The 22,105-nt window shown below is 43.0% G+C and carries 20 protein-coding genes and 1 riboswitch; of the genes, 14 read left to right on the forward strand and 6 right to left on the reverse strand.

Annotated elements, in window-relative coordinates:
* Positions 1–21: 21 nt before the first annotated feature.
* From catC to accC, 14 genes are all read left to right on the forward strand, one after another.
* Complete coding sequence (gene catC / locus ACFN7Z_RS08760) at positions 22–312, forward strand: muconolactone Delta-isomerase (protein WP_130235427.1); 291 nt, start codon at positions 22–24, stop codon at positions 310–312.
* Positions 313–455: 143 nt separating this feature from the next.
* Positions 456–1,376: a catechol 1,2-dioxygenase gene (gene catA / locus ACFN7Z_RS08765; RefSeq protein WP_130235426.1), complete on the forward strand. Its 921-nt coding sequence runs from the start codon at positions 456–458 to the stop codon at positions 1,374–1,376.
* A gap of 78 nt (positions 1,377–1,454) precedes the next feature.
* Entirely contained in the window at positions 1,455–2,852 is a 1,398-nt protein-coding gene (gene benA, locus ACFN7Z_RS08770; RefSeq protein WP_130235425.1) for a benzoate 1,2-dioxygenase large subunit, read from the forward strand.
* The gene (gene benB, locus ACFN7Z_RS08775; protein WP_010326678.1) at positions 2,849–3,358 is read left to right on the forward strand and encodes a benzoate 1,2-dioxygenase small subunit; all 510 of its coding nucleotides are present in this window, start codon (positions 2,849–2,851) and stop codon (positions 3,356–3,358) included. Before benA ends, benB begins: the two co-directional genes overlap by 4 nt.
* Positions 3,359–3,448: 90 nt before the next feature.
* Positions 3,449–4,465 carry a benzoate 1,2-dioxygenase electron transfer component BenC gene (benC, locus tag ACFN7Z_RS08780; RefSeq protein ID WP_010326677.1) on the forward strand — a complete coding sequence of 339 codons (1,017 nt, stop codon included), beginning with the start codon at positions 3,449–3,451 and terminating at the stop codon, positions 4,463–4,465.
* 15 nt (positions 4,466–4,480) lie between these two features.
* Complete coding sequence (benD, locus tag ACFN7Z_RS08785; RefSeq protein ID WP_010326676.1) at positions 4,481–5,266, forward strand: benzoate diol dehydrogenase BenD; 786 nt, start codon at positions 4,481–4,483, stop codon at positions 5,264–5,266.
* A 53-nt stretch (positions 5,267–5,319) separates the two neighbouring features.
* Positions 5,320–6,552 (forward strand): benzoate/H(+) symporter BenE, encoded by a 1,233-nt coding sequence (gene benE, locus ACFN7Z_RS08790; RefSeq protein ID WP_010326675.1) that lies wholly within the window; start codon positions 5,320–5,322, stop codon positions 6,550–6,552.
* 27 nt (positions 6,553–6,579) lie between these two features.
* Positions 6,580–7,260 carry a 3-oxoacid CoA-transferase subunit A gene (locus ACFN7Z_RS08795; protein WP_010326674.1) on the forward strand — a complete coding sequence of 227 codons (681 nt, stop codon included), beginning with the start codon at positions 6,580–6,582 and terminating at the stop codon, positions 7,258–7,260.
* Between the two features lie 13 nt (positions 7,261–7,273).
* On the forward strand, positions 7,274–7,924 hold the full coding sequence (locus ACFN7Z_RS08800; RefSeq protein WP_010326673.1) for a 3-oxoacid CoA-transferase subunit B: 651 nt from the start codon (positions 7,274–7,276) through the stop codon (positions 7,922–7,924).
* 251 nt (positions 7,925–8,175) lie between these two features.
* Positions 8,176–9,381, forward strand: coding sequence for a 3-oxoadipyl-CoA thiolase (pcaF, locus tag ACFN7Z_RS08805; protein ID WP_010326672.1), 1,206 nt, complete (start codon positions 8,176–8,178; stop codon positions 9,379–9,381).
* 99 nt (positions 9,382–9,480) lie between these two features.
* Positions 9,481–10,257 (forward strand): 3-oxoadipate enol-lactonase, encoded by a 777-nt coding sequence (gene pcaD, locus ACFN7Z_RS08810; RefSeq protein WP_010326671.1) that lies wholly within the window; start codon positions 9,481–9,483, stop codon positions 10,255–10,257.
* Positions 10,258–11,347: 1,090 nt separating this feature from the next.
* The gene (aroQ, locus tag ACFN7Z_RS08815) at positions 11,348–11,803 is read left to right on the forward strand and encodes a type II 3-dehydroquinate dehydratase (RefSeq protein WP_010326669.1); all 456 of its coding nucleotides are present in this window, start codon (positions 11,348–11,350) and stop codon (positions 11,801–11,803) included.
* 16 nt (positions 11,804–11,819) lie between these two features.
* Positions 11,820–12,239, forward strand: coding sequence for an acetyl-CoA carboxylase biotin carboxyl carrier protein (gene accB, locus ACFN7Z_RS08820; RefSeq protein WP_010326668.1), 420 nt, complete (start codon positions 11,820–11,822; stop codon positions 12,237–12,239).
* Positions 12,240–12,255: 16 nt separating this feature from the next.
* On the forward strand, positions 12,256–13,617 hold the full coding sequence (gene accC, locus ACFN7Z_RS08825) for an acetyl-CoA carboxylase biotin carboxylase subunit (protein WP_005399493.1): 1,362 nt from the start codon (positions 12,256–12,258) through the stop codon (positions 13,615–13,617).
* A gap of 63 nt (positions 13,618–13,680) precedes the next feature.
* Here the strand turns inward: accC and ACFN7Z_RS08830 are convergent, their stop codons facing one another.
* From ACFN7Z_RS08830 to ACFN7Z_RS08855, 6 genes are all read right to left on the reverse strand, one after another.
* On the reverse strand, positions 13,681–14,148 hold the full coding sequence (locus ACFN7Z_RS08830; protein WP_010326667.1) for a hypothetical protein: 468 nt from the start codon (positions 14,146–14,148) through the stop codon (positions 13,681–13,683).
* Between the two features lie 211 nt (positions 14,149–14,359).
* Entirely contained in the window at positions 14,360–17,965 is a 3,606-nt protein-coding gene (uca, locus tag ACFN7Z_RS08835) for an urea carboxylase (RefSeq protein WP_010326666.1), read from the reverse strand.
* 5 nt (positions 17,966–17,970) lie between these two features.
* Positions 17,971–18,621, reverse strand: coding sequence for an urea amidolyase associated protein UAAP2 (locus ACFN7Z_RS08840; protein ID WP_010326665.1), 651 nt, complete (start codon positions 18,619–18,621; stop codon positions 17,971–17,973).
* A gap of 17 nt (positions 18,622–18,638) precedes the next feature.
* Positions 18,639–19,379, reverse strand: coding sequence for an urea amidolyase associated protein UAAP1 (locus ACFN7Z_RS08845; protein WP_010326664.1), 741 nt, complete (start codon positions 19,377–19,379; stop codon positions 18,639–18,641).
* 27 nt (positions 19,380–19,406) lie between these two features.
* Positions 19,407–19,510, reverse strand: a riboswitch (guanidine-I (ykkC/yxkD leader).
* Positions 19,511–19,654: 144 nt separating this feature from the next.
* Complete coding sequence (locus tag ACFN7Z_RS08850; RefSeq protein WP_010326663.1) at positions 19,655–20,548, reverse strand: LysR substrate-binding domain-containing protein; 894 nt, start codon at positions 20,546–20,548, stop codon at positions 19,655–19,657.
* 319 nt (positions 20,549–20,867) lie between these two features.
* Positions 20,868–22,040 (reverse strand): thiolase family protein, encoded by a 1,173-nt coding sequence (locus ACFN7Z_RS08855; RefSeq protein WP_010326662.1) that lies wholly within the window; start codon positions 22,038–22,040, stop codon positions 20,868–20,870.
* Between the last annotated feature and the right edge of the window lie 65 nt (positions 22,041–22,105).

Consider the following 22,105-nt stretch of genomic DNA (forward strand, 5'->3'; position numbering starts at 1 on the left):
TTAACCGTTTAGGAGTTATACATGCTTTTTCACGTACGTATGGATGTAAACATTCCACTGGATATGCCTGCTGAAACTGCCAGTGAAATTAAAGCAGTCGAAAAAGCATATTCGCAAGAGCTACAAGCTCAAGGCAAATGGCGACATATTTGGCGCATTACAGGTCAGTACTCAAACATCAGCATTTTTGATGTAGACAGCAATGAAGAGCTACACAACCTTTTGCAAGGTTTACCCCTGTACCCGTATATGAACATTGAAGTGATGCCTTTGAACCGACATCCATCGTCTATTCGCGAAGATGATCGCTAATTTAAAAAGATTTAATGCAGTTTAATCACTGGAACGTAATGAGTAATCCAGTGAAAGAAATTAACAAGGAGCGTGGCAGCTAGCTTTTCAACCTATTCATAAAGCCAGCCACCACACAGCAAACATACTTAAGGAGCAATAGTATGAATCGTCAACAGATTGATGCACTAGTCAAAACAATGAATGTGGATACAGCAACAGGCCCTGTAGACGCACGTACTCAACAAATTGTAGTTCGCCTATTGGGTGACTTATTCCAAGCAATTGAAGACTTAGATTTGAGTCAAACTGAAGTTTGGAAAGGCCTAGAATACTTTACGGATGCAGGCCAAGCCAACGAACTCGGGTTACTTGCAGCGGGGCTTGGCCTTGAGCACTACCTCGACTTACGTGCAGACGAAGCCGATGCCAAAGCAGGCATTACAGGCGGAACACCACGTACTATCGAAGGTCCTTTATATGTAGCTGGCGCACCTGAATCAGTTGGTTTTGCACGTATGGATGATGGTTCTGAAGAAGGCAAAATTCCGACTTTAATTATTGAAGGGACAGTGACTGATACTGATGGTCAGATTATTGAAGGTGCAAAAGTTGAAGTTTGGCATGCCAATAGCTTAGGTAATTACTCTTTCTTCGATAAGTCCCAATCAGACTTCAATCTACGTCGTTCAATCATTAGCGATCAAGATGGTAAATACATTGCGCTCACCACGATGCCTGTCGGTTACGGTTGCCCACCAGAAGGGACAACTCAATTTGTATTGAACAAGTTAGGCCGTCACGGTAACCGCCCTTCGCACGTACATTACTTTGTATCTGCGCCAGGCTACCGCAAGTTAACCACCCAATTCAACATTGAGGGTGACCAATACCTGTGGGATGACTTTGCATTTGCAACCCGTGAAGGCTTAGTGGCTACCGCTGTCGATATTACCGATGAGGCTGAAATTGCGCGCCGTGGTTTAACAGGTCCATTCAAACACATTCAATTCAATGTTGAACTGGTGAAAGACCAAGCGGCTGCACCATCAACTGAAGTTGAGCGTCGTCGCGCTAGCGCTTAATTACCCTTGGAACCGAAATAGCCACTGCAAAGTTGCATTTCGGGGACTTCCTCACTTTTGGAAAGTCGGAGAACGGACATGCCACGTATCCCAGTTATTAATACTAGCCATCTCGATCGTATCGATGAATTACTTGTCGACAACTTTGAAACAGGCGAATTCAAACTTCATCGTTCAGTGTTTACTGATCAAGCCCTTTTTGACCTAGAAATGAAGTATATCTTCGAGGGTAACTGGGTTTACTTGGCACATGAAAGCCAAATTCCAAATAACAATGACTATTACACGACGTATATTGGCCGTCAGCCTATTCTGATTGCACGTAACCGTAATGGTGAACTCAATGCCATGATCAATGCCTGTTCACACCGTGGTGCACAGCTTTGTCGTAATAAACGTGGCAATAAAGCAACCTATACATGCCCTTTCCACGGTTGGACATTTAACAACTCTGGCAAACTTTTAAAAGTTAAAGATCCAGCAGATGCAGGTTATTCAGACTGTTTTAACCATGAAGGTTCACATGATCTGAAAAAAGTTGCACGTTTTGGCAACTATAAAGGTTTCTTGTTCGGTAGCTTAAATCCAGATGTCCCCTCTTTAGAAGAATACTTAGGCGAAACCAGCAAAATCATTGACATGATTGTGGATCAGTCTGAACAAGGTCTTGAAGTTTTACGTGGCGCGTCTACCTACACTTATGAAGGCAACTGGAAACTCACTGCAGAAAATGGTGCAGATGGTTATCACGTTTCTGCGGTGCACTGGAACTATGCAGCGACCACCCAACAACGTAAAGAAAAACAAGCGGGTGACAACATCCGTGCTATGAGCGCAGGCGCTTGGGGTAAACAAGGCGGTGGTTCATACGGTTTTGACAATGGTCACATGCTGCTTTGGACACAATGGGCCAACCCAGAAGACCGTCCAAACTTCCCGAAAGCCAACGAATACTCTGAAAAATTTGGCGAAGCAATGTCGAAGTGGATGATTGAGCGCTCACGCAACCTTTGTCTTTATCCAAATGTCTATTTGATGGATCAATTCGGTTCTCAAATTCGTGTACTGCGCCCAATTTCAGTCAATAAAACTGAAGTCACGATTTACTGTATTGCCCTTGTAGGCGAAAACGCGGAAGCACGTACACGCCGTATTCGCCAATATGAAGACTTCTTCAATGCCTCAGGTATGGCTACACCAGATGATTTAGAAGAATTCCGTGCATGCCAAGCAGGTTACGCAGGCATTGAACTGGAATGGAATGATATGTGCCGCGGTTCAAAACATTGGATTCATGGCCCAGATGATGCTGCCAATGAAATTGATCTAAAACCAAAACTTTCAGGTGTGAAAACTGAAGATGAAGGCCTCTACCTTGCACAGCACCAACACTGGTTAGACATGATGAAAATTGCAATTGCCAATGAAAAGGCATTGGCTGTTGAAACTGCAAATGAACAAGGAGAAGTGGCATGAATGCTCCTACAACACTCAACACCGTTAGTATCGAACAAGTCAGTCAGTTTCTATATCAAGAAGCGCGTTTTTTAGATGATGAGCAATGGGATGATTGGCTTGCATGTTATGCCCCTTCTGCATCATTTTGGATGCCTGCATGGGATGACGACGATACCCTGACTACAGATCCGCAGTCTGAAATTTCACTGATTTACTACCCAGACCGCCAAGGTTTAGAAGACCGTGTGTTCCGGATTAAAACTGAACGCTCTTCTGCGACCATGCCAGACACACGTACTTGTCACAATGTGAACAATATCGAAGTGATTGAGCGTGATGGCGACAAAGTTACCGTCCGTTTTAACTGGAATACGCTGAGCTTCCGCTACAAAACCAGTTATAGCTACTTTGGTATGTCGCGTTATGAAATCGACTTTTCAGGTGAAAAACCACAAATTTTAAGTAAATACGTGGTACTGAAAAACGATTACATCAACCAAGTGATTGATGTTTATCACCTCTAAGTTTTAGCCACACATCCTTAGTATGCTTTCAGCCAAATGGAGTTTTGGCTGAAAGTTCCAAGTTTCAACGTTTTTAAAGGATATTCAGCCATGTCAAACCACAATGTTGCACTTCAATTTGAAGATGGCGTAACGCGTTTTATTACCGTGACTCAAGGTGAGTCTTTATCAGATGCCGCTTACCGCCAAAAAATTAACATTCCGCTAGACTGCCGTGATGGTGCATGTGGGACTTGCCGTGCATTTTGCGAATCTGGTAGTTATGACATGCCTGAAGAGACGTATATTGAAGATGCGTTAACACCAGAAGAAGCGGAACAAGGCTATATTTTGGCTTGCCAATGCCGTCCAAGCTCGGATGCCGTATTCCAAATTCAAGCTTCATCTGAAGTCTGCAAAACCGAAATTCATCAGTATCAAGGCACTTTAGTCGCTGTTGAAAACTTATCAGAATCGACCATTACTTTTGATATTCAGCTTGATGAAGGTCAACCTGACATTCACTTCCTTGCTGGTCAATATGTCAACGTCGGAATTCCAGAGACAGCAGAAACTCGTTCCTATTCATTTAGCTCGAAACCGGGCAACCGTTTAACTGGCTTTGTGGTACGTAATGTGCCGAATGGCAAAATGAGTAGCTTTTTAAGTAGTGCTGCCAAAACTGGCGACAAAATGACCTTTACAGGTCCATTTGGTAGCTTCTACCTGCGTAATGTGGTTCGTCCTGTTGTCATGCTTGCGGGAGGTACAGGTATTGCCCCTTTTATGTCTATGCTACAGATTTTAGAAGAAAAAGGCGCTGAACACCCTGTTCGTTTGGTGTTTGGTGTCACCAATGACTTCGACTTAGTTGCTTTAGAACAACTGGATGCACTTCAAGCTAAACTCCCATGGTTTGAATACCGTACTGTGGTTGCAAGTCCAGACTCTGCGCATGAGCGTAAAGGTTATGTGACTGGGCACATTGACAATGAATGGCTCAATGGCGGTGATGTTGATGTCTACCTTTGTGGTCCTGTCCCTATGGTTGATGCCGTTCGTGGTTGGTTAGATAGCGAAGGTGTAAAACCTGCAAACTTCCTGTTTGAAAAATTCTCTGCAAACTGATTGGGGCCACTTATCATGTCTGATCGTCAAAGATTTTTAAACAAAGTCGTGATTGTGACTGGTGCCGCTCAAGGCATTGGTCGCGGTGTTGCACTCCAAGTGGCGGATGAAGGTGCGCAAGTTGTCTTAGCCGACTTATCTGACTATGTCGATGAAACATTAGCAGAAATTGAAGCACATCAAGGCGATGCAATAACAGTCAAAACCAACCTTGAAACCTTCGCAGGTGCTCAAAGTGTTGTAGACAAAGCACTTGAAGTCTATGGCCGTGTCGATGTGCTCATCAATAACGTCGGCGGTGCAATTTGGATGAAACCTTTTGAAGAGTTTTCTGAAGAAGAAATCATCAAAGAAGTAAATCGTTCATTATTTCCAACGCTGTGGTGTTGTCGTGCTGTTTTACCTGAAATGATTAAAAATCAGAAAGGTACGATTGTAAATGTGTCTTCTATAGCGACTCGTGGCATTAACCGTGTGCCTTATTCGGCATCCAAAGGTGGGGTTAATGCCCTTACTGCATCACTTGCTTTTGAGCATGCCAAAGATGGGATCCGAGTGAATGCAGTTGCGACAGGTGGAACCGAAGCGCCGCCGCGTAAAGTGCCACGTAATGCAAATCCACTGTCTGAAAATGAAAAGTCGTGGATGCAACAAGTGGTCGATCAAACTATTGATCGTAGTTTTATGAACCGTTATGGCACGATTCAGGAACAAGTGAATGCGATTGTATTCCTTGCTTCAGATGATTCGTCATATATGACAGGTACAGTTGTTCCTGTCGGCGGTGGCGATCAAGGTTAATTGATTGTTACATTATTTTATATACAGGATCATGTCTGCATGGAGGCAAATGAATGGCTACCCTGTTTAAAACTTTGAAAGAAGATTGGTCTATTTCAGCCACTGTCGCAGGATTTTTGGCCGTGCTGATTTCCTATTCAGGACCACTCATTATCTTCTTTCAGGCTGCGCAACAAGCTCAGGTTTCCCCGGCCATGATGATTTCATGGATTTGGGGTATTTCTATTGGAGCAGCCGTGGCAGGAATCTTTCTTTCCATTAAGTTCAAAGTCCCTGTGATTACCGCATGGTCTGCGCCAGGTACGGCTTTATTGGTCACCCTGTTCCCGAATATTAGTCTGAATGAAGCTGTAGCCGCTTATATTACCTCAGCCGTGGTGATTTTTCTGATCGGGATCAGTGGTTACTTCGATAAATTATTGAAATGGATTCCGCAGTCAGTAGCCGCTGGAATGATGGCAGGTATTCTATTTCAGTTTGGTTTAGGTCTATTTAGTGCCACTAACAGCATGCCGATTATTGTGTTTAGCATGCTGTTTGTCTTTTTAGTCGCAAAACGAATTTCACCGCGTTATAGCATGCTTTGGGTACTGCTTTCAGGTGTGGCCTTGAGCTTTGGGCTTGGTGAAATGAATGCGGTGAGTTTAGATTTCCAACTTGCTATTCCTCAGTTCATTAGCCCTGAATGGACTTGGCACTCAACCTTAAACCTTGCCCTGCCTTTGATTTTAGTCAGCCTGACAGGACAGTTTTTACCGGGCATGGCCATCATGAAACTGAGCGGTTATGACATGCCTGCCAAGCCGATTATCACCACCACCAGTATTGCGTCTTTAGCTGTTGCATGTGTCGGCGGTATCACCATTGTTTTAGCGTCAATTACGGCTGCACTGTGTATGGGCAAAGATGCGCATGAGTTAAAAGAAAAGCGTTATATCGCAGGCGTTGCTAACGGCATTTTCTATATTTTAGGTGGTTTGTTTGCAGGCAGTATCGTTCTGCTCTTCAGCTTGCTACCGAAAGAGCTTGTTGCTGCTTTGGCTGGCTTGGCTTTATTAGGTGCAATTTCAACCAATATCGCTGTAGCCATGAAAGATGAATCTCAACGAGATTCCGCACTCATTACCTTTTTAGCTACAGCTTCAGGTATGCACTTTTTAGGTCTAAGTTCCGTTTTTTGGGGCATCGTTATTGGTTTAACTGCGCATCTAATTTTAAGTAAACGTAGTCCTGATATTTCAGCTTTAGCTTCAACTCCAAGCTCAAATCCAAGTTCCAAAAGTTAATAGGTACGCTGTGCCTAGGACAATATTATGATTGATAAAAGTTCAGCTTCTTTAACAGAAGCACTTTCGCAAATAAAGGATGGTTCCACCATCATGATTGGTGGTTTTGGTACCGCAGGACAACCTGCTGAACTGATCGATGGCTTAATTCAACTCGGCATTAAAGACCTCACCATCGTTAGCAACAATGCTGGTAATGGCGACTATGGTTTAGCCAAGCTACTCAAAGCGGGTGCTGTGAAAAAAGTCATCTGTTCGTTTCCGCGTCAGTCCGACTCTTGGGTCTTCGATGAACTCTATCGTGCAGGCAAAATCGAATTGGAACTGGTGCCTCAAGGCAACTTGGCTTGTCGTATTCAAGCCGCAGGTATGGGACTTGGTGCAGTGTTTACCCCCACTGGCTACGGTACCTTATTGGCTGAAGGCAAAGAAACCCGTCACATCGACGGGAAAGATTATGTGTTGGAATATCCAATCAAAGCCGACTTCGCTTTGATTAAAGCACAACAAGGCGACCGTTGGGGTAACTTGGTCTACCGCAAATCGGCACGTAACTTCGGCCCGATTATGGCCATGGCCGCAGGTGTAACCATTGCACAAGTGTCTGAAGTGGTGGACTTGGGTGAATTAGACCCTGAACACATCATCACCGCAGGTATTTTTGTTCAACACGTGGTACAGGTTCAACCTGAACCTGTTGCTGTGTAATCGGGAGAATATCATGAGCTATCAAAAACTCAGCCGTAACCAAATTGCAGAACGTGTCGCACAAGATATTCCAGATGGTGCTTATGTCAATTTAGGCATCGGTTTACCGACCAAGATTGCCAGTTACCTGCCAAGTGACAAAGACGTGTTCTTACATTCTGAAAATGGCTTATTGGCTTTTGGTCCACCACCTGAAAAAGGTCAAGAAGACCCTGAACTGATCAATGCAGGTAAAGAATATGTGACCATGCTGCAAGGTGGTGCCTTTTTCCATCATGGGGATTCTTTTGCCATGATGCGTGGTGGTCACTTAGATATCGCAGTATTAGGTGCCTTCCAAGTGGCAGCCAATGGTGACTTGGCCAATTGGCATACAGGTGCGCCTGATGCGATTCCCGCTGTCGGTGGTGCGATGGACTTAGCCGTTGGTGCCAAGAAAGTGTTTATCACCACCGACCATGTGACCAAACAAGGTGAACCAAAGATTGTGGCTGAACTGAGCTACCCAGCAACAGGTTTGAAATGTGTTGATCGCATCTACACCGACTTGTGTGTGATTGATGTCACCGCAGACGGTTTAAAAGTGATTGAGAAAGTCCACGGCTTAAGCTTTGCAGAATTGCAGGCAATGACCGGTGCAACTTTAGTGGATGCGACACTGTAAATTTCAGAAAAATTTGCTAGAGCTTATAGTCATCAACAACCTGTCGAGCGCTTTAAAAGTATTGTTTTTGCAACAGCAGTGGAAAATTGCTGTGAGTGAACAGGTTTTGTTGATGACAACGTTTTTGGTCACTTTTTTAAAAAAGTGACGAGAACGAGCTACTTCTATTTGACTGAACACGGTAAGACTCCGTCGTGACTAGATACAGTTGATCTGTCAGCAGAGTCCCGTTTTAAAGGACAAGATTAAAAATGAAAAATGCTTATATCATCGATGCCATCCGTACCCCATTCGGCCGTTATGCAGGTGGACTCGCTCCAGTGCGTGCCGATGACTTGGGCGCAGTGCCGATTCAAGCCTTAATACAACGTAATCCAAGCGTAGATTGGAGCCAAGTCGATGACGTGATTTACGGCTGTGCCAACCAAGCGGGTGAAGACAACCGTAATGTCGGACGTATGTCAGCATTGTTGGCAGGTTTACCAGTTGAAGTCCCAGCCACGACCGTAAACCGTTTATGTGGTTCATCCCTAGATGCCATTGCGATGGCAGCCCGTGCAATTAAAGCCGGCGAAGCAGATTTAATCATCGCAGGTGGCGTCGAAAGTATGTCTCGTGCACCTTTTGTCATGGGTAAATCAGAAACCGCTTATGGCCGTAGCCAGAAGATTGAAGACACCACTATGGGCTGGCGTTTTATTAATCCTAAGCTCAAAGCGATGTATGGTGTAGAGACCATGCCGCAAACCGCGGAGAACGTGGCACAACAATTTAATATTGATCGAGCCGATCAAGACCAGTTTGCCTTGGCGAGTCAACAGCGCACCGCAACCGCGCAAGCTCAAGGCTTTTTTACGCATGAGATCATCCCTGTGAATATTCCACAGCGTAAGGGTGATCCGATTGTGGTCGACACGGATGAACATCCACGTGCATCAACCACCTTGGAAGCTTTGGCAAAACTGAAGCCAGTCGTGACAGCAGAAGGCACCGTCACTGCAGGAAACGCATCAGGCATCAATGACGGTGCGGCTGCTGTACTGATTGCTTCAGAACAAGCGATTCAAGTGTACCAGCTTAAACCGCGTGCCAAAATCATTGCTTCAACAGCAGTGGGTGTAGAACCGCGCATCATGGGCTTTGCACCAGCACCTGCCATCAAAAAGTTACTCAAACAAGCCAATCTCACAATCGAGGAGATGGATGTGATTGAACTGAATGAAGCTTTTGCGGCACAAGCACTGGCCGTTACACGTGACCTAGGTCTAGCGGATGACACCACACAAGTGAATCCGAATGGTGGTGCGATTGCGATTGGTCATCCACTCGGTGCTTCAGGGGCACGTTTGGTGACAACTGCATTGAATCAATTGGAACAAACCGGTGGCACTTATGCCCTGTGTTCAATGTGTATTGGTGTTGGTCAAGGCATTGCCATGATTATTCAGCGGGTTTAACCCTTCTTCTGATCTGACGTGGTGTTTTTGCTCATAACACTTTTTGCTGATAACAACAGTGGAAACACTCAAAATTTTTAATGAATTAAGGAAAAGCATATGCCAAGTTTTACTTCAAATAATGCCGAAATTCACTATCAAACTTTTGGTGACCCAAAAAATCCCGCGATCGTTTTTTCAAACTCGCTAGGCACGAACTTCAACATGTGGAAACCACAAATTACTTTTTTCCAGAAAAATTATTTTGTGATTTGCTATGACACTCGCGGGCATGGCCGGTCTTCTGCGCCTCAAGGGCCTTATGATATTGAACAACTTGGTCTAGACCTGATCCATTTACTGGATCATTTAAACATTGAGAAAGCCATTTTTTGCGGTATCTCAATGGGCGGACTTACAGGTCAGTGGTTAGTCATTCATAAACCTGAACGTTTTCACCGTGCCATTGTATGTAATACCTCTGCCAAAATTGGCAATGAACAGGCATGGAATGATCGCGCATCATTAGTACGCACCCAAGGTTTAGAACCCATTGCATCAACGGCTGCGAGCCGTTGGTTTACCGAACCCTTTATCCAAAGCAACGCAGCAACTGTAGCAGCGCTTTCAAACGACTTAGGTGCTGGCAGCCCAGAAGGTTATGCGAGTTGTTGTGAAGCTTTGGCTAAAGCGGATTTACGTGAAAAACTCGAAAGTATTTACGTGCCTTTACTTGTTATTGCAGGGCGTAAAGACCCCGTAACAACAGTCTCAGATGCACAGTACATGGTGAATCACATCCGAAGTAGTGCCCTATTTGAAATCGATGCCTCTCATATTTCAAATATCGAACAGCCCAAAGCCTTCAATCAGGCCATCTTAGACTTTATTGCTTAATGATCTAGGTCTGAACTCAAAACAGCCCTACATGGGCTGTTTTTTTCGTACCTATCTAAAGAAAGCGATAGGAATGCTTAAAACTCATTATTAAAAATATGCTGGCTTTGGTTCATTCTATTTTTCCTCTTAAAATCATCAAAACTCAAAAATTGTATATAAAACAAACTGAAATTATTATGATTTCAAAATCATATCTTCAGAATTTCACTTATTGCCAATCCTAAACTCACTAGATCCCATCATGTATAGCCACATCTACCCAGTTAAAATGAGCAAAATAGCCAATCGTTTTGTTTTATAAATTTTCTCGCACAGCAAAAGCCAATACTCAACAAGAGGATATTTTTTCAGTACATTCCACTACTCAGCAATTTTTCTACAGTTTTTTGCTTATTTAACGGCAAAATTTTTCAGTGAAGAGGATGCTGAAAAACACCGTTAGAAACCTGAATTTTCCTTTTACTGTTTCAAGTTTTTCAGTTTTTTTCTAAAAGATCATGGCATCAGCTAAATAGACCTTAACAACAGACAAAAATGTCTATATACATTTCAACGTAACAAGTTGATGTTTTAATTGATGAAAGTGATATTTTTCAAGTTCAATATTGATCCAATAAAGCTGAGAAGCTGTATTGATCATGGTCGTCCAGCCAGCCAAAAGAGCTGGAATAAATTGATCAGATAATGCACATATACAAACCATATCAGACTTTAGTTTTATTTTGATATACAGTTTAGTCATATAAGAATTGATCTAGATCTGATGTAGCGTGAGCTACCGACTAAGAAGTCTGAGTTGCCCTCTTTTCAAGACTTGAGTTGTACCTGTGGCATAAAACGAAAACAAATCTGCTGCTTTTAGTCAATTTGGCTTACAATGTAAAAAAGAGTAATAATCCGAAAATTTGTAATCTTTTAACATTGCCAATTCCTTGCAAAATTTACATTATATTGCCGAAGTTTGGCACTAAGCATCTACGTCAATTCAAACAAACTATAAAAAAAATGTAGAACTTTATGCCATAATACGCAAACTTTGCAGCCATCTTGCAAAGATATATTGCAATTTATAAATGGAGCAAGCTAAATGAGTTCGACCATTTTGGTTATTCATGGACCGAATCTAAATTTGCTAGGAAAGCGCGAACCAGAAGTATATGGTTCTCTAACGCTGAACGACATCAATCAGCAACTCATTGCACAAGCTGAAAATGCTTCAATTTCTCTCGACACTTTCCAAAGTAATTGGGAAGGTGCCATTGTTGACCGTATTCATCAAGCCCAAGCGGATGGCGTCCAATTTATTATTATTAACCCTGCTGCACTCACGCATACCTCTGTTGCTCTACGTGATGCCCTGCTTGGTGTAGCCATCCCATTTATTGAAGTTCATTTATCAAATGTTCATGCGCGCGAAGCGTTTAGACATCATTCATATTTATCAGATAAAGCCGTTGGCGTTATTTGTGGCTTAGGTGCTCAAGGTTATAGCGCTGCGCTCAATTACGCTCTCACTAAAATTCAACCCTCTACGCAATCATAATTAGGAATACTGTCACATGGATATTCGTAAAATCAAGAAACTCATCGACCTGATGATTGAATCTGACTTACAAGCGATTGAAGTTAAAGAAGGCGATCAATCGATTGCACTGACTCGTCGTAGTCCAGTTGTTGCAGCTGGTGCTCCTGTTGCTATGGCAGCTCCTGTTGCTCAAGCTCCAGCGGCTAAAGCACCACGTGGTGCTGTAGAAACTTCTCCAATGGTTGGTGTGTTCTACGCGGCTCCAAGCCCAGGTGAAGCGCCATTTGTTAAAGTCGGTCAAACCATCACTGCTGGTGAAACACTTGGTATTATCGAAGCAATGAAAATCATGAACCCGATTGAAGCAACGCAAAGCGGCGTGGTTGAAGAAATTTTAGTGAAAAACGGCGAAGTGATCCAATTCGGTCAACCATTATTCCGCTACCGCGCGTAATAGACGGGGACTTATAATGTTGCAAAAAGTTTTAATTGCAAACCGTGGTGAAATTGCCCTGCGCATCACCCGTGCCTGCAAAACTTTAGGGATTAAGACTGTAGGAATCTATTCAGATGCCGACAAAGACTTAATGCACCTACGTTTTGTAGACGAAGCAGTATGTATTGGACCGGGTGCGAGCAGTGAAAGCTACTTGAACATTCCTGCCATTATTACAGCGGCTGAAATTTCAGGTGCAGATGCCATTCACCCAGGTTATGGCTTCTTATCAGAAAATGCTGAATTTGCTGAAATTGTAGAAAACTCAGGTTTTATTTTTATTGGACCACGCCCTGAACACATCCGTTTGATGGGTAACAAAGTTTCTGCGATTACTGCAATGCGTAAAGCAGGTGTTCCAACTGTACCGGGTTCTGCAAATGCGGTTACACCGCAAAATGCACTGGCTGAAGCTAAAGAAATTGGTTTCCCATTGATCGTGAAAGCTGCCTCTGGTGGTGGTGGTCGTGGTATGCGTATTGTAGAACGTGTCGACACCCTGCTTGAATCCGTTCAAGCCGCACAGCGTGATGCTGAAATGTGGTTTGGCGATGACACGGTGTATATGGAACGTTTTCTACAAACACCTCGTCACGTTGAAGTTCAAGTTCTTGCTGACGGTAATGGCCATGCGATTCATCTCTATGACCGCGACTGCTCTTTACAGCGTCGCCATCAAAAAGTGTTAGAAGAAGCGCCTGCGCCAAACTTACCTGAACAAGCACGTGCTGACATTTTAGAAGCTTGCGTAAATGCTTGTAAATTAATGCAGTACCGTGGTGCAGGTACATTCGAGTTTTTGTTTGAAGATGGTGAATTCTTCTTTATTGAGATGAATACACGTGTTCAAGTTGAACACCCTGTAACTGAAATGGTGACAGGTATTGACATTATTGAACAACAGCTCCGCATTGCTGGTGGCTTAGGTCTTGAAATTGAACAAGATCAAGTTGAAGTCAAAGGTCATGCGATTGAATGCCGTATCAATGCTGAAGATCCAACGACCTTCTTACCATCACCAGGTAAAATTGAGAATTTTTATGTGCCAGGTGGTGCAGGTATTCGTCTTGATTCACATATCTATCAAGGCTATAGCATTCCGCCATACTATGACTCGATGATTGCGAAGCTGATCGCACACGGTAAGGATCGTAAAACATCACTTGCTCGCATGCGTCAAGCGCTTGATGAAATGATTCTGACCGGTATTAAAACCAATATTCCATTGCATAAAGATTTGATTCTTCAAGATGAAAAATTCTGTGAACAAGCAATGGATATTCACTACCTTGAAAAGCATTTGTTAAAGCAAATTGAAGGAAATCAAGATAAATAATTGTCTTGATTCTTAAATAAAAAACCGCGATAAATCGCGGTTTTTTATTTATAAAAGAATTAATTAAGGCAGCACACGACGTAGTGTTGCAAAACATTGTTGTGCTTTATCATTGGCACAAAAATTAATGGTCGATGGACTTTGCCATTTCACAAAATACTGAGACATTTCACCAGTCTGATCTTCTTGAGACCCAGAACAATCCACTTGGTTATTGTCAAATTTGACCTGTAAAATCAAAGCAGGCAGTTGTACATTTTTATCGGTAGATGGCTGGTAATCATAAATTCCCGTGGACCATTCTTCCCCACTTTTAATCACAACATCACTATTACTTTTAAAATTATAGTATTCAACGCATTTACGATTATTTGGAATTTCCATTCCCCATAAGCCCACAATTTCAGGGCGAGTCGTTACACGAATATTATTTTGATTTGATGCTTGAGTATCCTCAGCCTGACTTGGTGTATTTGCCATAAGCACTGATGAAGTTAACATGAATAACATGCCGAGTAATGTTTTTTTCATACAAGCCATAATGTTTTTAAGCGTCTCACTAAATTAGCATATTTTGATTCAAAACATCATTTTATAACCATTTCATAACAATCTATTTTTTGTTATGGGTTGCAATCTTAATTTAACAAAACGATTTATTGTCAGTACTAGATAAATTCTCCTTTCAGAATCGAAAAAAGACCGCTTAAGCAGTCTTTTTTGTATTTCTTGATATTTGAGTTTAGGCTACAGGTGCCAGTGTAAACAGCACCTGACCTGTTTTTACCGTTTGCCCTTTTGCAATGGTAATGGCTTCAACCTTCATCCGCTCAGGTGCAATAATGGGAATTTCAATTTTCATGGCTTCAATCACGGCCAAAGTTGCCCCTTCTTCCACAATGTCTCCAGAGGTACATTCAATTTTCCAAATAGAACCCGGCATATGCGACTCTACTGCACAACCACCTTCAGGAATTTGAATTTCACTGTCATCTAAAACAGCATCTAGGCTTTCAGAAACATGTTCAGCCAAACCAGCCTCATGCCAGCGACGGCGTTCCTCTTCAAAGTTCGCTTGCTGTACCGCTTTAAAACTCGAAATGGATGCCGCATTTTCAATGAGGAAGTCATTATATTCTTTTAGGTTTAAAACCCCATCTTCTACGTGAAGCTTTAAGCGCCCCGCTTTAAAGTCTTCCCGCATTTGCATCAGTTCTGTTTCAGACACTTCATAAAATTTAATTTGATCAAAGAAGCGCAGTAGCCATGGTTTTCCTTGTTCAAAGTCTGGATTTTTGCGGTAACGACTCCACATTTGGGTTGTACGCCCAACAAACTGATAACCGCCCGGGCCTTCCATACCATAGACACACATATATGCGCCACCAATACCGACTGCATTTTCAGGCGTCCATGTACGTGCAGGATTATATTTAGTAGTCACTAAACGATGACGTGGGTCCAGCGGCGTTGCCACAGGTGCCCCCAAGTACACATCTCCCAAGCCCATCACCAAATAATTGGTGCTGAATACGATATCCTTCACTGCTTGCTTTGAGTCTAGCCCATTGATACGACGAATAAACTCAACATTGTCAGGACACCACGGCGCATCTGGACGTACTGTTTGCATATAACGTTCAGTCGCCAACTGAGTTTGCGAATCTTCCCAAGCCAAAGGCAAATAGACTGTGCGCGACGGGACTTCCATTGCGGTCACATCAGGCAATTCACTTTCTGCATGCTGTAAAAGGTCCAATAAATGTTTTTGATCTAGCACCAATGAATCAAAATGAATTTGCAGCGAACGAATACCCGGTGTTAAGTCTATAATCCCTTCTATACTTTGATCTTTGACCCATTGCATTAAAGCATGAATACGGAAACGTAAATTGAGGTCTAGAACCAACTCTCCATATTCAACCAGTAAATAACTGTTCCCTGCGGGACGATAAATCACATCAGGTCTAACGTTCTCACCTTTTTGGGCCGCTAAAACTGCATCTGAGAGGGTTTCCATTTCAGCATGAAAGCTTGGAGAAAATTCTACATTTTCAGTCGTATCTGCGGTTAACGCTGCGCTATATTTTTGATTCAATACTTGTGCTTGATCATAAGAAATTGGGATAAATTTAACTTTATCACCCGCTTTGAGCTGACCAATTTTCCATAGTTCTGAGCTGACCACCACCGCAGGACAAACAAAACCGCCTAAGCTTGGACCATCAGGCCCTAAAATAATTGGCATATCTCCAGTGAAATCAATCGCGCCAATGGCATAAGCATTATCATGAATATTCGAAGGATGTAGTCCTGCCTCACCACCATCGGTACGTGCCCATTCAGGTTTTTCACCGACTAAACGAATGCCTGTACGACTTGAGTTAAAGTGAATTTCAAATTCTTGCTCAAAGAAGCGCTCAATATCGCGTTTGGTGAAAAAGTCGGGCGCTCCATGTGGTCCATACATCACTGCAATTTGCCAAGTCTGGCTAAAGCTCGGCACCTGCGCTGCACCAAGTGCAACGGTTTCTACTGAAGTATAAGCCGTAATGGGCAACATATCTCCAATGAGTAAATTCCGTCCTGCATGACCACCAAACTGACCTAAAGTAAAAGTCGCTTGCGAGCCTAAATAGGCAGGTACATTGAATCCGCCTTTAATACCAATATAACTGCGACAACCTGTGGTGATTTTACCTGTTTTAAGAATTTGCCCTTTTTTAACATTAAGGGTCTGCCACATGGCAACGTCGACACCATCCAATGTCGCAAGCATGTCGCCACCCGTAATCACGATTTGGCTGTCACAATGGAATTTTAAAGTTGGGCCTTGTAATGTACATTCGAGCCCTGCGGTATTAAATGGATTTCCCAATAGTTGATTAGCAACATTTAACGATAGTGGATCAATCGCACCTGATGGTGGCACTCCAACATCCCAGTACCCCAAACGACCATTGACGTCTTGTATTGACGTTTGAATACCAGACTGTAATACCTCAACTTTTTGGGTTTTCCACTCAAAAGTATTTAAGAAACGTGTAGTCTGTGTCCCTGCTTTAAACACTTCACAGTCAATAATATTTTGTAAATACTCAAGATTGGTTTCAATTCCTGCCACTGAGGTTTTTGCCAAAGTATCGCTCATGGCCTGAATTGCACTTTCACGGTTTTCGTGAGTCACAATGATTTTGGCAATCATTGGATCATAAAAGGAAGACACGTTTGAACCTGTTTCTACCCATGTTTCATTACGCGCTTGCGGATCAAACTCGACATAAGTCAATAACCCAGCACTGGGTTGAAAATTCTTAATTGGATCTTCAGCATATAAACGGACTTGGATCGAATGGCCTTTAGGTGCAAGTGTATCTGTTGGCGCAGTCCAGTCACCGCTACCTAAAGTAACCATCCATTCCACAAGGTCTACACCAAACACTTGTTCAGTCACGCCATGTTCAACTTGTAGACGTGTATTCACCTCTAAGAAATAGAATTGCTGGGTGTCAGTATCCATCACAAATTCAACCGTACCTGCCGAACGGTAATTTACTGACTGCATCAGTTGAACCGCAATACCCTGAATATAAGTACGTTGTTCAGCATTTAAATGTGGTGCTGGAGTCTCCTCGATTACTTTCTGGTTACGGCGCTGTACTGAACAGTCCCGCTCTCCCAAAGCCAGAACCAAACCTTGGCCATCACCAAAAATTTGGACTTCAATATGACGCGCATTTTCCACAAACTTTTCTAAATACAAACCTGCATCTTTAAAGTTCGCTTGTGCCAAATAAGATACCGTTGCATAAGCATCTTTAAGCTCTGCTTCATTCCACACCAATCGCATACCAATACCGCCACCACCTGCGGTACTTTTCAGCATCAAGGGATAACCGATACGATTCGCCTCTACCAGTGCTTCCGCTTCATCTGCTAAAAGTTGGCTCCCCGGTAACAATGGCACGTTCGCCTGAATGGCTAGTTCACGCGCAGTATGCTTTAAGCCAAAACTCCGCATTTGCGCTGAATTCGGCCCTAGAAACACAATGCCCTGTGACTCACACAAATCACAAAACTTCACATTTTCAGACAAGAAACCATAGCCTGGATGAATGGCTTCAGCACCCGTTTCTTTCGCGACCTGTAAAATTTTTTCAATATTTAGATAACTTTGGCTGGCTGGACTATCACCAATAAATACCGCTTCATCGGCTAACGTTACATGTAAGGAATCACGGTCTGCTTCTGAATACACCGCAACAGACTGAATGCCTAAATTCTTTAATGTACGAATTACTCGGCAGGCAATTGCCCCACGGTTGGCGATGAGAACTTTTTTAAACATGCTGCTTACTCCTTGCCTTCACGTACAATCAGTTGAATTTGGGTCGGGTTATAGGCATTACAGGGGTTGTTCAGCTGTGGGCAGTTAGAAATCAGCACGATGAGATCCATCTCTGCTTGAATTTCAACATATTTACCCGGCGCCGATATTCCATCGTCAAACTTGAGATGCCCATCACTGCTCACGGGAACATTCATAAAGAAGTTAATATTCGGCCCAATATGACGAACATTTAGTCCATGCTTTTTCGCGATTGGGTGCAAAGCTAAAGCTGTCATAAAGTTATTACGGCAACTGTGCATCGGAAATGTGTCGTGTGCATAACGTACGGTGTTACTTTCACATGAACAAGCACCGCCTAAGGTGTCATGGCGACCACAGTTATCATCATGGATCGTGGCGATTTTGTTGCCATAGTTGGTATATAGAGCTGTGCCTTTTTCTAGATAAATCTGCTGATTAATGGCTAGAGTATCGGTTGCGCTGTAACGTTCTTCAGGATTGCTCGCAGAAATCAATAAAGTATCGACTGCTTGGTTGCCTTCGAGGTCAATAATGCGGAAATACTGCCCTTTCTGGACTTCACACATCCATGCCTCACCCGCTGGACAGACTTCATTTAAAACGGTTTGATCAAATGCTTGTAAACTGGTCATATGTATTCTCCTCGGGCTTAAGCAGCATCAAATGCGTAATAACGTGCGTTGTTTTGAAAACCGCGTTGGTTTTGTGGGCATGAATCACGACAAATATCGTGTGTTGCTAAAGCGGAGGCTTTGAATAAGCGCATTTTAATATCGGCAGGCTGATACTTTGCTGCTTGGCTCAAACCATGTGGCGCAGCAGATAAGAACACCAGACAGTCCATCTCAAAACGCAGTTCAATAGTTTGATGGGTATTATCGACATCGATATAAGATAAGTTGCCTGCATCATCAGGGCGAACTTTAGAGAATAGGTTGACCGTAGCTGACAGGTCGGCTTGACCTAATGAGAACTTGGTCATTTCAAGTAACAGGCTGTCGCGTCCACTTCGAAACATCTCATTTCGCGTATCTTGAAAAGTTTGAGTGCCGAATTGTTTTTGGATCTGTTCTGTGCGACTCGGACCACATAAGGCATCATTCCAACCATGATCATCGTGAACAATTGAAGCCATAACCCGACCTAAGTCCGAATACAACACATGCCCTGTACTTAGAAATGCCGTATGTTGTGCCTTTAGGCTATCTGGCATATTAAAACGTTCGAGCTTATTTTCGCTGTTGACACAGAAAAGAGAAACGTTGGCTTGTGCCCCCAAGGCTTTAAACTGTAAGACTGTGCCGCGTTGAATACGTCCAGACCAGTGATGCCCACCCGGTAAAAGTTCAGTCCATAGTGCGTTATCGTCGTGATAAGTTATTGTGCTCATGCGCTTCTGCCTAAATCGTAACTGTTTACCTCCCGGGCTTTTATCCCTCCGTGTAGCTCTTTCGAACCGTGAACTCTCGGTCGCAGACATACATAAAATAGATATGTATCGGAACCCTAGATCACTCTTTCAGATTAGATGATGCAAAGGCTGTGCCAATTTAGTATTACGATTTTTAAACTTCGTAATACTATTTATGAGCAATAAATGGGCACTTTAGATTTCAAGCACGCATATTTTTGCTATGCGCACTAAAAAGCATCAAACTTTAAGAATTACTTCATTAAAATTTCATGGAACATGTGACGCAGCCACTGATGACTGGTTTTGTGATGACAAGACATATGCCAATACTGCTTCACCCCATAACTTGGGAAGGCAATTGGTGCATTAAAGATTTTTAAATTGCCACGTGAAAGCAGCACTTCACTTAAATAATACGGGACTGTCGCAATCGCGTCGGTTTCTTGTACCACCAAGCCTACCCCTAAATAGCTCGGTAAACGCATTAAAATGTCACGTTTTAGTTCTAAATTGAGCAGTTCGTTTTCAATATGGTAATGTCCCATGCCTGCATCAATATCGATATGTGACTCAGCCAAGTACTGCGCTGTGCTGATACAGTCACCTGTCAAACGCGGATGATCTTTGGCGGCAATCACCACATAATACTGCTCAAACAGTTGCTGTTGATAAAAGCCATTTTCCAATTGTGGTAAAAAACCCAGCGCCAAATCAATCTCACCATTTGCCATTTGATAACTGGTTTCAGAGGTGATCGGACGGATATTCAAACGAATATGCGGCGCATGTTTCTTTAAGTATTGCGAAATTTTCGGCAACAACACCAAATGCGAAACATCGGTCATGGCCAAACTAAACTGTTGCTGCGAAGTGGCTTGGTCAAAATCAATCGTAAAGTTATTGATGATTTCAACCTTGTTTAAAGCCTCACTGACCAATGGAAATAATTGTTTCGACAGCTCAGTCGGCACCATTTCATTGCCAATCCGTAAAAATAGCGGATCATTATAATGTTGGCGAATTTTATTCAGAATGTTACTCACCGTCGGTTGACTCATTTCTAAATGATCAGCCGCCAGTGACACACTTTTAAACTTATAAACGTAAAAAAAGATACTGAGTAATTTACAGTCCAGTTCAAACACGAAAAAAATGTTCCTTATATGTATGTGATGGTAGACGATCCATCATCTACCCATTATAGCGATGATCCAATGCTCAAAACTTACTTTTACAGGCATCTAGGTCTAATATCAGACATTTCAGCAATAAAAGCACATTAATTATACCTTTAGCTGTACTGAACAATCGATGCTTTCCCTGAAAAGTTATGACGCATGATCTGCATGTATTTTACAAAATAAAAAAGGCCCGAATCAATCGAACCTTTGATGAAATCAACCATGCCGAATTATAGCTATTTAAATCATTTTCTTCACAGGCATAGCTAAGGATATTACAGCTTTAGTCTAGCAGCTCGACAGCAATAGCAGTCGCCTCACCACCACCGATACATAAAGCAGCTACACCCTTTTTCCCACCAGTACGTTTCAAAGCATGCAGTAAAGTCACGATAATACGTGAACCAGATGAACCCAATGGATGACCAAGTGCACAAGCGCCACCATTCACATTGACTTTAGCAGGGTCTAAATGAAAACTATCAATGGCAAGCATTGTGACCATCGCAAATGCTTCATTGACTTCCCACAGATCTACATCACCCGCAGACCAGCCTGCTTTGGCTAAAACTTTCTCAATGGCACCTACAGGGGCAATGGTGAACTCAGATGGATGCTGGGAATTACTTGCATAAGCCACAACTTTTGCCAATGGCTTAAGACCACGTGCGTCAGCAACTTCGGATGAAGTTACAACCAATGCCGAAGCACCATCCGAAATAGAACTCGAATTTGCCGCGGTAATCGTGCCGTCTTTTTTAAATGCCGGACGTAAAGTTGGAATTTTATCCACTTTGGCATTGAGCGGCTGTTCATCCTGATCAACCACAACATCGCCTTTACGGCTACTTACCGTCACAGGCACGATTTCATCTTTAAAGAAACCACCTTGAATCGCAGCAACCGCTTTATTTAAAGAACCAATGGCATACTGATCTTGCTGCTCACGGGTATAGCCTTTTTTATCTGCCATTTCTTGAGCAAGTACACCCATCGACAAACCTGTTTCAGCATCTTCTAAACCTTCTTGGAACATGTGATCGGTGGTTTTACCATGTCCCATACGGTAACCCGCGCGTGCTTTTTCAAGTAAGTACGGCGCATTTGACATTGACTCCATACCACCGGCCACCACAATTTCAGCTGAACCTGCTTTAATCGCATCAGCCGCTTGCATGACGGCTTTCATCCCAGAACCACAAATTTTATTGATGGTTGTTGCACCCGTTGAGTCAGGTAGACCTGCGATACGCATTGCTTGACGTGCAGGGCCTTGTCTTAAACCTGCTGGAAGTACACAACCAAAGATCACTTCATCCACATCGGTCGGCTGTAAGCCAGAACGGTTTAACACTTCTTTAATTGTCACCGCACCAAGTTCAGGTGCGGTACAGCTCGCCAGTGAACCTTGAAAACCACCCATTGCTGTACGTACACCGTCTACAATAACAATCATTTTCTATTTCATCCTTTTTCGCTGTTTACTTACTTTAAGCCCAATTAAAAGGCTTAAAGACATTC

This window comes from Acinetobacter sp. P1332 (assembly GCF_044057475.1).
GTDB classification, from domain to species: domain Bacteria; phylum Pseudomonadota; class Gammaproteobacteria; order Pseudomonadales; family Moraxellaceae; genus Acinetobacter; species Acinetobacter johnsonii.